The sequence below is a fragment of the Geodermatophilus sp. SYSU D00700 genome, assembly GCF_054050255.1.
In genome coordinates this window covers 40212-52221 of the sequence record NZ_JBJGZA010000014.1, presented here as the reverse complement: position 1 = coordinate 52221, position 12010 = coordinate 40212, and the positions used below count along the sequence as shown (strand labels likewise).

At 75.8% G+C, this 12010-nt stretch carries 12 protein-coding genes and 1 pseudogene; 5 read left to right on the top strand and 8 right to left on the bottom strand.

Features of this window, described 5'->3' with window-relative positions; all coding sequences use genetic code 11:
* Positions 1-86 precede the first annotated feature (86 nt).
* On the bottom strand, positions 87-578 hold the full coding sequence (locus ACI79V_RS12525) for an STAS domain-containing protein (protein ID WP_456889683.1): 492 nt from the start codon (positions 576-578) through the stop codon (positions 87-89).
* Positions 579-743: 165 nt separating this feature from the next.
* Between ACI79V_RS12525 and ACI79V_RS12520 the strand changes: the two genes are divergently transcribed.
* Positions 744-1898, top strand: coding sequence for an acyl-CoA dehydrogenase family protein (locus ACI79V_RS12520; protein WP_456889678.1), 1155 nt, complete (start codon positions 744-746; stop codon positions 1896-1898).
* Positions 1891-2568, top strand: a complete 678-nt coding sequence (locus ACI79V_RS12515; RefSeq protein WP_456889676.1) for a PaaI family thioesterase — start codon at positions 1891-1893, stop codon at positions 2566-2568. Before ACI79V_RS12520 ends, ACI79V_RS12515 begins: the two co-directional genes overlap by 8 nt.
* A gap of 245 nt (positions 2569-2813) precedes the next feature.
* Here ACI79V_RS12515 and ACI79V_RS12510 read toward each other — a convergent pair.
* A pseudogene (locus tag ACI79V_RS12510) lies at positions 2814-3323 on the bottom strand (dihydrofolate reductase family protein); the annotation flags it as partial.
* Between the two features lie 389 nt (positions 3324-3712).
* On the opposite strand from ACI79V_RS12510, the gene ACI79V_RS12505 reads away from it, so the two are divergent.
* The gene (locus tag ACI79V_RS12505) at positions 3713-4174 is read left to right on the top strand and encodes an ester cyclase (protein WP_456889674.1); all 462 of its coding nucleotides are present in this window, start codon (positions 3713-3715) and stop codon (positions 4172-4174) included.
* A gap of 43 nt (positions 4175-4217) precedes the next feature.
* On the opposite strand, the gene ACI79V_RS12500 is transcribed toward ACI79V_RS12505, so the two are convergent.
* The 6 genes from ACI79V_RS12500 to ACI79V_RS12475 form a co-directional block, all read right to left on the bottom strand.
* Positions 4218-6158 (bottom strand): DUF222 domain-containing protein, encoded by a 1941-nt coding sequence (locus ACI79V_RS12500; RefSeq protein WP_456889799.1) that lies wholly within the window; start codon positions 6156-6158, stop codon positions 4218-4220.
* A gap of 89 nt (positions 6159-6247) precedes the next feature.
* On the bottom strand, positions 6248-7366 hold the full coding sequence (locus ACI79V_RS12495) for an NAD-dependent epimerase/dehydratase family protein (protein ID WP_456889673.1): 1119 nt from the start codon (positions 7364-7366) through the stop codon (positions 6248-6250).
* Between the two features lie 51 nt (positions 7367-7417).
* Positions 7418-8707 carry an MFS transporter gene (locus tag ACI79V_RS12490; RefSeq protein ID WP_456889671.1) on the bottom strand — a complete coding sequence of 430 codons (1290 nt, stop codon included), beginning with the start codon at positions 8705-8707 and terminating at the stop codon, positions 7418-7420.
* On the bottom strand, positions 8704-9285 hold the full coding sequence (locus ACI79V_RS12485; protein WP_456889669.1) for a helix-turn-helix domain-containing protein: 582 nt from the start codon (positions 9283-9285) through the stop codon (positions 8704-8706). Before ACI79V_RS12485 ends, ACI79V_RS12490 begins: the two co-directional genes overlap by 4 nt.
* Positions 9286-9341: 56 nt before the next feature.
* Entirely contained in the window at positions 9342-9533 is a 192-nt protein-coding gene (locus ACI79V_RS12480; RefSeq protein WP_456889667.1) for a hypothetical protein, read from the bottom strand.
* Between the two features lie 151 nt (positions 9534-9684).
* Entirely contained in the window at positions 9685-10530 is an 846-nt protein-coding gene (locus tag ACI79V_RS12475; RefSeq protein ID WP_456889665.1) for an alpha/beta fold hydrolase, read from the bottom strand.
* Positions 10531-10589: 59 nt separating this feature from the next.
* On the opposite strand from ACI79V_RS12475, the gene idi reads away from it, so the two are divergent.
* Together idi and ACI79V_RS12465 are read left to right on the top strand one after the other, a co-directional pair.
* On the top strand, positions 10590-11135 hold the full coding sequence (gene idi / locus ACI79V_RS12470) for an isopentenyl-diphosphate Delta-isomerase (RefSeq protein ID WP_456889664.1): 546 nt from the start codon (positions 10590-10592) through the stop codon (positions 11133-11135).
* Between the two features lie 87 nt (positions 11136-11222).
* Positions 11223-12005, top strand: a complete 783-nt coding sequence (locus ACI79V_RS12465; RefSeq protein WP_456889662.1) for a polysaccharide deacetylase family protein — start codon at positions 11223-11225, stop codon at positions 12003-12005.
* The last annotated feature ends 5 nt before the right edge of the window (positions 12006-12010 follow it).

Genomic DNA, 12010 nt, shown 5'->3' with positions numbered 1-12010 from the left:
TCCTCCTGACGGGGTGGCCGGTCCCACCGCCAGGAGCATCGTCGGGGACGGCGGCCGCTAGCGCCGACCCTCCGGTACCGGAGGCCTCAGCGCCAGCGGTCGAGCGCGACCGGGGTGACGGGGCGCCCGGCGCCGTCGGGGCCGTGCACCGACGGCGGTTCCGCCCGGGGACGGCGCCGCTCCTCGCGCGCCGGCGGCACCCAGGCCACCGGCGGGGGCTCGCGGTCCGGTCGCGGACGCGGCCGCACGGGGTCCTGCCCGGTGAGCGGGCCGTCGAGCTCGAGCCGGCCGGCGAGGCCCGCCTCGGTGACCTGCCGGCGCACGGCGGCAGGCGCGCCGACCAGTCGGCAGCGGCGGCCGGCCGCGGCGAGGGTGTCGCTGAAACCGGCGAGGGCCTGCAGGGCGGTGCCGTCGGCGAAGCGGGCCCCGGCCACGTCGACGACGACGCTGCCGGTGCCGTGCCCGGCGGCACGGGTCAGCGCCGAGGCCAGGCGGTCGAGGGTCGCGCGCCCGGCGTCGCCGGTGAGACGGACGACGACCTGCGCAGGGGCTGGCACGACGGCGACGGAGAGGTGCACGGCGACTCCGGGGGACAGCGGCGCCGCTGGTTCGGGCGCCGCCCCCGACCGTAGTGCCGCCGCCCCCACCCCACAACGGGGCGTGCTCGAACGGTCGCTCATCGCACCTGCCGGGGCGGCCGGTCCCGGTCGCCGCGCTCTCGTCGCGGACGGCACGATGAGGGTGTGGACGCCGAGGACTTCACCCACGTCAGGGACGCGGTGCGCCGGCTCGTGCGGGAGGTGGTGGTGCCGCGCGAGGAGGAGATCGACCTCGACGACCGCATCCCCGAGGAGCTGCGCGGGGCGGCGGCCGACATGGGGCTGTTCGGCTACGCGCTGCCCGAGGAGTACGGCGGGCTGGGCGTGGACATGCGGGAGGACGTCGAGCTGGCCTTCGAGTTCGGCTACACGACGCCGGCCTTCCGCTCGCTGTTCGGCACCAACAACGGCATCGCCGGGCAGGTGATCGCGCGGTTCGGCAGCGAGGAGCAGAAGAAGGCCTACCTCCCGCGGCTGGCCTCCGGTGAGTTGATCGGCTCGTTCGCGCTCACCGAGGCCGAGGCGGGCTCGGACCCCGCGGGCCTGCGCACCAGCGCCCGCCGTGACGGCGACGGGTGGGTGCTCGACGGCGCCAAGCGCTACATCACCAACGCGCCGCTGGCCGACCTGTTCGTCGTCTTCGCCCGGACGGACCCGGAGGAGAAGGGCGGCCGGGGCATCTCCAGCTTCGTCGTCGACGCGCGGACGCCGGGGGTCACGCTCGGCCCGCGCGACAAGAAGATGGGGCAGTCCGGCGCCTGGACCTCGGAGGTCTTCTTCGACGGCGTCCGCGTGCCCGCCGACGCGCTGGTCGGCGAGGAGGGGCGCGGGTACTCCAAGGCGCTCACCGTGCTCTCCCGCGGCCGGCTGCACATCGCGGCGCTGTGCGTGGGGATGGCGCAGCGGGTGCTCGACGAGTCGGTGGCCTACGCGTCGACGGCCAAGCAGGGAGGTGCCCCGATCGGGCGGTTCCAGCTGGTGCAGGCGCTGATCGCCGACATGCACGCCGAGCTGCTGGCCGGGCGGGCGATGGTGCGCGAGGTCGCCGCCCGGTACGACTCCGGTGAGGACACCTCGATCGGCCCGTCGGCGGCGAAGCTGTGGTGCAGCGAGATGGTGGGGCGGGCCACCGACCGCGCCGTCCAGGTGCACGGCGGGCTGGGGTACCTGCGCACCACCCCGGTCGAGCGCTTCTACCGCGACGCGCGGCTGTACCGGTTGTACGAGGGCACCAGTGAGGTGCAGCGGGTCATCGTCGGTGGAGGGCTGCTGCGCGCGGCCGGCATGCCGCGTGGTTGAGCCGCTGTCCCCGGGGGAGCGGGCCGCGCGGCGGGTGGCGGTCGGGGAGCTGGGCGAGGCGCTGCGCGAGCTGGTCGACGCCGCCGTGCGCACCGAGGTGGGGGAGGAGGAGCTCGCGGCGGCCGCGGTCGCCGCGCGGGAGCTGGCCGCCCGGCTGCGGGCCCGCGGCCGGGAGCTGCACGAGATCGCCCGCGTCGACGACCCCGAGACCGGGGAGCGCTCGTACAGCCCGGTGTACGGACCAGGCAGCCCGGTGGCGCCGCCGCTGGTGGCCTCGGACAGCCCCGACGGGCGGGCCACCGGCCGGGTCACCGTGGGCAAGGCGCACGAGGGGCCGCCCGGGCTGGTGCACGGCGGGGTGGTGGCCACTCTGCTCGACCACGTGCTGGCCCGCGCGCTGCGCGCGGCCGGCCGCGGCGGGCTGACCGCCACGCTGACCGTCCGCTACCGCCGGCCGGTGCACCTCGGCGTGCCGCTGCTGCTCACCGCCGAGATGGGCGACAGCGACGGCCGGCGGACCACCGCGCACGCCCGGCTGGTCGCCGAGGACAGCCCCGAGGTGGTGCTGGCCGAGGCGGAGGGCCTGTTCATCGTGCTGCGCAGCGAGCAGGCCGCCGACGTCTTCGCCGCCACCGGCCGGACCGTCGGTGCCTGGACGAGCCGGGGCTGAGACCTCCGCGGGCGCCCGGTCCGCCCGGCCCTGAGCTCGTCCTGCGTATCCCGGGCGACAGGAGGTAGCGAGCGCTGAGTCGGGCGCCTCCCGCCAGACACCGCCCCGACCTCACCCGAGTTCGCGGACGAGCCGGCGGCACCATCGCCGAGCACGGAGGTCAGACGCTGGGTTGTCTCATGACCGAGCCGGTCGACCGGGGTCTGTGGTCCTGGCGGCGGTCCGGACCGGCGGACGGGGCGACGTCACGCAGGGGCACCGAGCGGCGGGTGCTCGAGCACGCGCGGCTTGTACTCGACCAGCTGGATGCGGCCGTCGGAGGTGCGGTGCTCGATCATCTCGAGGGCGACGTCCGGGTAGCCGTCGTAGCTGCGTTCTGCGCCCGTGGCCCCGGTGATCACCGGGAAGATCCCGACCCGGAAGCGGTCGACGAGTCCGGCTCGGAGCAGGGACCGGCACAGGCCGAGGCTGCCGATCGTGCTGAGGAGCCCCGAGCCGTTCTCCTTCATGGCGCGGACCGTTTCGACGGCGTCGTCGCGGACCAGCGTGGAGTTGGCCCACGTCAGCGGCTCCTCCAGCGAGGAGGAGAACACCACCTTGGCCGCTTGGGTGAGCTCGTCGACGGACGCCTCTTCCTCGGGCCGGAACTCGTCCTGACCATCCGGGACCTCGCCGGCGGCGAAGCCCGACATGAGGCGGTAGGTGTTCGCTCCCATCAGGTAGGTGACTTCGGGCTGCTCACCGAGCCATGCGAGGTCATCGTCGTCAGTCACAACGGGCCGTGCTGGAAGTTCCGCCGGTCGACCTGGGACTGAGCCGGAGCTCCGGTCGCCCGGAGCGGCCGACTTAAGACACACGTCGGTGGAGCGGGAGATCGTCGGGACGCAGGAGTGACGCGATGGGGAACGGCTGTGCCGAGGCGCAGGTGGGTCTCGGCGTTCCTCTACACGGTTCAGGATTCGATGCGTCTCCCATCCTCGCTTCGCCGACCATTGGATGCGCAGGGTGAGAGACGCGCCCCGTTCACCGGGGTGCCGCTGTGACCCGTGTTCCGGGCCGCAGAACGGTGCCAGGGTTGCGTCCTCATGCCAGGTCCTGCGGGACCCCGCGGGGCCGATGCACCGCCCACAAGAAGGTGACCACCATGGCAGCTGGCACCGAAGCCGCGGGGATCCCGGCCTGGATGCGCACCTACGTCGAGGCATGGAACAGCCACGACCCGGCCAAGGTCCTTGCCTGCATGACCGAGGACGTCCTCCGGGACGACAAGGGACTGGGCGAACGCCTGGAAGGGGCCGATGCCGTCCGCCAGTCGATCGTGGACGCGGCGGAGAAGTTCTCCAGCGACTACCGCATCGATCTTGGTGAGCTCATCCTCGCGACTGATGAGATGTACGCCGCCGAGTGGACGATGTCGGGCACCAACGACCGGGAGGACAAGGCACGAGGCCTGCCGAGCACCGGCCGCCAGTTCCGCATCCAGGGGCTGTCGATCGGGCGGCTGCGCGACGGGAAGGTGGCCGAGGAACGCCTGTACTACAACATGGCTGATTACCTCACTCAGGTCGGCCTGATGCCCCAAGCCCCCACGCCGGCCTCCGTCTGACTGCCGCGCGTCGGAGTCGTCCACCTGAGGATCCCTCCCTGGATCAGGCGTCCCCAAAGCCGCCTTCAGAGATGGCGGTCGTGGCGCCTGCGACCGGCAGGACTGGTCTCAGTAGGGCGGTGGGGTGGTGGCGGCGGTGAGCCCGGTGGGTGTGGTGACGGTGAGGGTGCCGTCCGGGGCGAGAACGTGGCGCCAGCCGGGGGCCTGGTGCTTGCCGCGGTGGTGGCCGGTGCAGTAGCCGGTGAGGTTGGCCGCGGTGGTGGGGCCGGCCGGCCAGGGGGTGGCGTGGTCGAGCTCGCCGGCGCGGGGCACGGGGCGGCGGCAGCCGGGGAAGCGGCAGCAGCGGTCGCGGGCGCGGACGTGCCGGTCCAGGGCGGCGCTCGGCCGGTAGCCGGCGGCGGCGGCAGGGGCGCCGAGCCCGGTGCCGGTGCGGGCGGCGCGGTGCAGGGCGGGCAGGTCGGTGAGGGCCAGCAGCGCACCGGTCAGAGCATGGGTGAGCGCGATGCGGGGCCGGTCGGCCAGCCCGCCCCCGGCGGTGGCGGCGAGCGGCGCGGGCGGTGTCGGTGGCCGCGGTGAGCGCGGTCAGCGCGTCGGGGGCGGCGCTCACCCGGCCGGCCGCGCTGCGTGCCCAGGCGGCCTCGTCCGCGGCGTCGGCGCGCTGCGCGGTGGCCACCGTGCGGCGGGCGTGGCCCAGGGCGCGCTGCAGCCCGAGCAGGGCGGTGCTCGCCTGGTCGACGGCGCGGTCGGCCCGCGCCCACCAGCCCTCGGGCACGGGCGCGGCGGAGGTCGAGTCGAACGGTGGTGAGCAGTCGGCCGGCGATGGCCCGGGATCCGGTGGCGGGTCGTCGTCGACGTAGCAGGGTGGCGGCTCGGCGTCGAACTCCCCGGCCAGGATGCGGCGCTCCATCTCCTCCGACCACAGCGCGAAGTCCTCGTCCTCGCTCAGGACCGCGCGCGCCGGCCCGCCGGGAGGAGCCGTGCCGGTCGGCTCGGCGCCGATGGACGCCTCGGCGCCCGGCTCGGTGTCGGTCGCGGTGTCGGTCGCGCTGGTGCCGGCCGCGGCCTCGACCCGGTGGCCGGTGAGGGCGGCCAGCAGCGCCCGGACCAGCTCTGCGGGCACCACCTGCCCGTCGATCTCACACACGGCGTCCCCGCCCAGCAGCGCGCCGACCGGGGCGACCACGGTCAGCGCCACCTGGACCGGCTGCAGGCCGGACTCGCCGGGCCGCAGCACCAGGTCCAGCAGGCAGTCGGCCATCCTCTGCCCCCGGGTGCGGCCATCGGCCGGATCGGCGGGCAGCGCGTCGGCATACGCACCGAGAGCGGCCATGAGCGCGGCGGCCTCGGGGGTGGTCAGCAGCGCCGAGATCACGCTCATCCCGGCGGTGCGATCCGGGCGGACGGTGACGCCGCGCTGCTCGAGTGCCCTGTTCAGGTCGCGGGCGGCGTCGCGGGCGTTGTGCCGGGCGACCACGCGACGCACCCGGTCGCCGAGCTGCGCCGGGGTGGTCACGTGGTGCCGGGTGGCCATCCAGGTGAGCAGTTCGGCCTCGATGCGGGCGCGCAGCGCGTTGTCGGCGATAGGGGCCACGTGCTCGAGCAGGCACCACAGGTGCCCGGCGTGCAGCAGCCCGGACTCCAGCGCATCGAGCACCCGGGGCAACCGGTGCACCAGGGTCAGCGACCGTGCCAGCTCCTCCTCGGCGCGTTGCACGGTGAGGTCCAGCGCGATCGACAACTCGTGCGCGGCCCACTCGCTGACCGGCCGCAGCACCTCGGCCCGGGCCGCCCACCGCTCGGGCGACATGGAGCCGGGCTCCCCGGGCTGCCGGTCGACGGAGGCGGGGCGGGAGGCGGCGAAGGCCGCGATCGCCCGGTGGCGCCGCGCCGCCTGCCGGGACGCCTCCCGGTCGGCGGCCTGCACCTCACCCAGCGGCCCCGACGCCCACCCCACCGTGGGTTCGTCGACCGCCGGCGTTGGCATCACGTGTTCGATCATACGTTCGAACAGGATGTCGCACAAGACGGCCGGTGGAGAAACAGCAGGTCAGTCGCCTGGAAAGCAGACGGCGCTCAGTCCGGACGGCGGTTCGGGACGTTGGCCGGGTCGCCGGCCGGGTCGTGCTCGCGGCCGCCCGTGGGGGACAGCAGCGGTCCCGGCGCGCCCTCACCGCGGCCGAGGGCCGTGACGAACTGGCGCAGCACGTCGTCGCCGCGGTGGGCCGGCTGCCAGTCCAGCTGCGTGCGCGCGCGGGTGGTGTCGAGCACCGGCGACCGGAGGCCCAGGTCGAGCCAGCCGGGCTCGGTGGGGACGACGTGCGCGCGGAAGGCAGCCGTCAGCCCGGTCCGGACCAGCACCGCCGGGACGGGGATCCGTGTGGTGCCCAGCGCGCGGGCGATCCCGTCGGCGTCGAGCGCCGGGTCGGCGGAGACGTTGAACGGCCCGGGGACGCGCCGGTCGAGCATGCGGGTGATCGCGTCGGCGAGGTCGTCGGCGTGGACGAAGCCGACCCGCAGCGACGGCAGGGGCAGGGGCAGGACGGACGCGATCTGCCCGGGCACCAGGCGCACCGCGCCGAACACCAGCGGACCGAGGAAGTAGCGGCCGATCTCGCTGGCCGCCTCAGGCTGGAGCACCAGCGTCGGCCGGACGACGGTCAGCGTGACGTCGGACCGCCGGCCGACGACCTCGCGCACGACCCGCTCCGCCTCGGACTTCTGCCGGCTGTACTGCGAGCTCGGGATGCCGGTCACCGGCCAGTCCTCGGTGACCGGACGGTCGCCGCCGCCCGCCGCGTAGGCGCCCAGCGAGGACATGTGCACCACGTGCTGCACCCCGGCGGCCACCGCGGCGCGCATGACCCGGCGGGTGCCGTCGACGTTGGCCTTCCGCAGCTCGTCGGACCGCCGCCCCGGCTGCAGCACCCAGGCCAGGTGGACGACGGCGTCGACGTCCTCGAGCAGGTTGGTCAGCGCCTGCTCGCTGCCGGTGTCCCCGAGGTCGGCGGTGTACCAGGTGACCGACGAGTACGGCTCGCGGTCCGGCGGCTCCCGGCGGGCCAGCCCGCGGACCTCGGCCACGCCGCTGCCGGGAGCGGTCAGCCGCCGCAGGAGCGCGGTGCCGACGTTGCCGCTCGCGCCGGTGACGGCGACCTTGAGGCCCTGCAGATGCGCCTGGGGGAGCTCAGCCATGTCCCGCCGCTACCCCCGGTGGCCGTGCGCAACCCGACGGGGTGCGTCACATCAGCGCACCGCGGGCGCCGGCACCGCGTCCGGCGCCGCGAGCTCCTCGTCCCGCGGGCGCAGCCCGAGCGAGACCACGGCGATGAGGAGCAGCGCGGCCGCCCCGGCGAGGAACCCGGCCGGCAGGCCGGCGGCGTCGGCCAGGCGGGGCAGTAGCAGGCTGCCGAGGCCGCCACCGACCATGAGCGCGAGCGACTTGGCCGAGACCGTCGTCGACCGCTGGGCGGCGCTCACCTGTTCGTGCAGCAGTGCCTGGCGCAGCGGCCAGCCGGCGCCGTTGGCCAGGTAGAAGACGACGAACGCGGCGGCGGCGACCGCCACGTGCCCGGCCACCGCGACCGCGGCGACGGCGAGCGCGCCGAGCACCGCGGTGACCAGGCTGGCCCAGGCCACCGAGCCCCGGGCGAGCCGGCGGACGGCCGGTGCCAGCAGGGCGCCCAGCCCGGCGGCGGCGAACGAGACGGCCATGACCACCCCGTACACCGCTGCCCCGCGGTCGAGGCCGCCGCCGAGCTCGGCGAACCACAGCGGGCCCAGCACCTCGAGGGTGGTCAGCGCGGTGCCGGTCAGGAACGAGATGGCCAGCAGCCGGCGCAGGACGCGGTGCCGCGCGGCCAGCCGCACGGTGTCGCGGACCACCACGGGCACCTCCCGGACCCCGCCGGCCAGGGCGTGCAGCCCGCCCGACGTCGCCGTCGGCAGGGGGACGACGAGCGCGAGGACGGCGACCACCGACACCGCGACCAGCGCCGCAGCCAGGAGCAGCGGCAGCACGAGCGCGGCGCTGCCCCGGCCCTCGGCCAGCAGCGGCAGCGCCCCGCCGAGCGCGGCGCCCAGGGCCAGCCCCAGGCCGTCGGCGGCGCCGGCTCGCGACAGGCCCGACGCCGGGTCGGCGTCGGGGTCCGCGGCGTGCACGGTGTCGACGTACCAGGCCTCCAGCGGGCCGGAGTCCAGTGCCCGCGACGCGCCCTGCAGCCCCCACGCCAGGGCGAACAGCGGCACGGTGTCCGCGGCGGCCATCGTGAGCAGCGACGCGATGCCCAGCAGCCCGGACAGGACCAGGACCGGCCGGTGCCCGATCGCGTCGGCGAGCCCGCCGGTCGGCAGCTCCAGCAGCAGCGTGACCACCGAGTAGACGGCCAGCACCAGCCCGATGTCGGCGGGGGAGAGCCCGCGCGACGAGGCCAGCAGCACCGTGACCGGCGCCGAGATGCCGACCGGCAGCCAGCGCAGCGCGGTGAGCCCGACGAACCGCCGGCCGGCCGAGCGCACCGACAGCGGGGCCCTCACGCCGGGTCCTCGGTCAGCGGGAACAGGTCGAGCAGGACGTGCACGAGCGGCTCGCCCGGCTCCTCGCGCTCGGCGCGCCAGCGCGCCAGCACCCCGTTGAGCTCCTCGGTCAGCTCCCGGACGGCGGCGGGGGACAGGCGCAGCGCCCAGTCGTTGAGCGAGACGGCGTCGCGCCAGACGTCGTCCAGCGACTCCCGCTGCTCGGCGTGCGCGGCGAGCACACGCCGCTGCCGCCCCAGCGACTGGTGGGTGAGTTCCTCGAGGACCTCGCGGCCGCCGGGCTGGTCGACGAGGTCCTCGGTGCGCCAGCGGGTGCTGCGGTGCCGGGCCCGCCACCAGCGCTCCCGCGCGGTCCCCTCGCCGGCCACCTCCTCGACGAAGCCGAGGGCGGCGAGCTGGCGCAGGTGGTAGCTGGTGGTGCCGCTGCTCTCACCCAGCCGCTGTCCCAGCCGGGAGGCCGTCGACGGGCCCTCCGAGCGCAGCAGGGCGAGCAGGCCGGTGCGCAGCGGGTGGGCCAGCGCGCGCAGCGTCCGCGGGTCGGTGACGTCGACGACGGCTTCGGGCGGGAGCTCGGGCACGCCCCCAGACTAGGATGCAGAGAACTCTTTGCAAAGAGATCTCTGCATCTTGTCGGTCACCCGTCGGAGTCCTCGCCGTCGGTGGCGTCCTCGACCTCCTGCTCGGCCTCGTCCACGCCTTCCTCGACGTTCTGCTCCACCTCGTCGTCGACGACGTCGGAGCCGCAGGCGGCGGTGACCGGCGAGAGGGCGAGCGCGAGGCCGACGGCGGCCAGGCGCCAGCGGCGGCGGGGGGTGGTGGTCGACATGGCTGCTCCTCCTGTTCCGGAACGTTCCCGGGAGGGGTGCCCGCCCGGGCGGTCGTCCATGCCCCGCGCCCCCGGGGTCACCGCATGAGGGGACAGCTCGAGGTCGTGGAGGCGTGGCCGGCGCCCGACCTGAATCGTCGGCCCCGGGTGGTCAGCGGGCGGCGTCGACCGCCGTCCGGACGTGCTCGACCACCAGCTCGGCGGTGCGCTCGGCGGCCAGCTCCGGGATCCAGTGCGGCACGCCGTCGAGCACCTCGAGCCGGTAGGGCCCGGTGACGTGGCGGCGGGTCATGGCGGTGGCGGCCGGCCCGAGGAAGGCGTCGCCGGTGCTCCACACGTGCAGGGTCGGCACGGACACCCGCCCGACGCCGTCCCGCGCGGCGAGCGGGATGGCCCGGTACCAGCCGAGCGCGGCCGAGAGCGCGCCCGGCTCGCGCATCCGGTCGACGTAGCGGGTGACGGCGTCGGCGGGCAGGCCGCCGTTCTCGAGGACGCCGCGCAGCGCGGCGCCGTCGCGGGTGAGCAGCAGCCGCTCGGGCACCACCGGCACCTGGAAGGCGGCCATGTACGACGAGCGCAGCCCCTGGTCGCTGGTGAGCACCGCCCGGCCGGCCGCGGCCGGGTGCGGGGTGGACAGCGCCGTCAGCGTGCGCACCCGGTCGGGGTGCCAGGCGCCCAGCGCCCAGGCCACGGCGCCGCCCCAGTCGTGGCCGACGACGTGTGCGCTCTCCAGCCCGGCGGCGTCGAGCAGCGCCAGGACGTCGCCGGTGACCGCGCGCAGCCGGTAGGAACCGCGCCCGCTCGGCCGGGCGCCGGGGCTGTAGCCGCGCTGGTCGAGCGCGAGGGTGCGCAAGCCGGCGTCGTGCAGCAGCGGCGCCATCCGGTCGAAGGCCGTGCAGTCCTGGGGGAAGCCGTGGAGGAGCACCACGGGCTCGCCGTCGGGCGGGCCGCCGTCCTGGACGTCGAAGGTGAGGCCGTCGTTCTGGAACTGCCGCATGCCCCCTTCCCTGCCCGGGGGAGGTGTGCCGGAACCGCGCACCGGGGGAGGATGGGCCGGTGACGGTGACCGCAGCGGAGCTGATCGTGCTCGTCGACGACGACGGGACGCCCATCGGCACCATGCCCAAGCCGCTGGTGCACCACGGCGAGACGCCGCTGCACCGGGCCTTCTCGGCCTACCTGTTCGCCGACGACGGCCGGCTGCTGGTCACCCGCCGCGCGGCGGACAAGCAGACCTTCCCGGGCATGTGGACCAACACCGTCTGCGGCCACCCCGGCCCCGGGGAGGACGACGCCGCCGCGATCGCCCGCCGGGCGTCCCAGGAGCTCGGGCTGCAGGTGGCCGACCTGCGCCCGGCGCTGCCCGGGTACCGCTACCGCGCCGAGTTCCGCGGCGTGGTGGAGAACGAGGTCTGCCCGGTCTACCTCGGCCGCTACACCGGCACGCCCGACCCCGACCCCCGCGAGGTGGGGGAGTGGGAGCTGCTCGGGTGGGGCGAGTTCCGGCGCCGGCAGGAGGAGTCCGAGCGCGACGCCTGGTCCCCGTGGTGCCGCGAGCAGGCCCGGCTCATCGAGCAGGCGGGCCTCGTCGCGGCGTCGTAGTCGGCGGGCCACGGAGCGTGGCGGGCACGCGAGCGGGCGGGTGTCGCTGACCGGGACGCGCCGGGACCCCCTCCTAGCGTCCGGCGCGTGGACCGCCGGGGCTTCCTGTACCTGCTCGCCGCCGGGCTCACGGGTGCCGCGGTGGGGCGCGGCGCGGCCGGTCTCGACCTCGCGCAGCCCGCTCCCGCGCCCGCGCGGACGCCGGCCCCGGCGACCCCCACCGGCCCGGGCGGCATCGTCGCCGTCCCCGCTCCGCCCGGCGTGGTCGAGGAGCTGCCCGGCACCGGCCCGCAGATCGCGCTGACCATCGACGACGGCAGCAACGGCGAGGTGGTCGCCGCCATGGTCACCCTCTGCCGCGAGACCGGCACCCGGCTGACGTTCTTCCCCAACTGCTCCTACCGGACGTGGGGCGACAACGCCCGCGACCTGTGGCCGCTCATCGAGTCCGGGCAGGTCGCCTTCGGCAACCACACCTGGTCGCACCCGGACCTGACCACCGTCTCCGACGCCGACGTCGCCGAGGAGCTGCGCCGCAACCAGGACGCCATGCGCCGCACCCTCGGCGTCGCGGAGACGCCGTTCTGGCGGCCGCCCTTCGGCTCGCACGACGAGCGGGTCGACGCCATCGCCGCCGACGTCGGCCACCCGACGACGGTCATGTGGAACGGCACCTTCGACGACGGCCAGGTGGTCTCCGCCGAGGGGCTGATGGCCGCCGCTCACCAGTGGTTCGCGGCGCGGGCGATCATCGTCGGCCACGCCAACCAGCCGGCGATCACCACCGTGTTCGACCAGCTGCTGGCCCTCGTCGAGAGCCGGCAGCTGGTGACGGTCACCCTCGCCGACGCCTGGTCCGCCCCGGCCTGACCCGC

Bases quoted from the DNA above. Each gene is read 5' to 3' on its own strand.
- ACI79V_RS12475 (WP_456889665.1), bottom strand. From the start codon at position 10,530: ATGCGGCAGTTCCAGAACGACGGCCTCACCTTCGACGTCCAGGACGGC.
- ACI79V_RS12500 (WP_456889799.1), bottom strand. From the start codon at position 6,158: ATGCCAACGCCGGCGGTCGACGAACCCACGGTGGGGTGGGCGTCGGGG.
- ACI79V_RS12495 (WP_456889673.1), bottom strand. From the start codon at position 7,366: ATGGCTGAGCTCCCCCAGGCGCATCTGCAGGGCCTCAAGGTCGCCGTC.
- ACI79V_RS12505 (WP_456889674.1), top strand. From the start codon at position 3,713: ATGGCAGCTGGCACCGAAGCCGCGGGGATCCCGGCCTGGATGCGCACC.
- ACI79V_RS12480 (WP_456889667.1), bottom strand. From the start codon at position 9,533: ATGTCGACCACCACCCCCCGCCGCCGCTGGCGCCTGGCCGCCGTCGGC.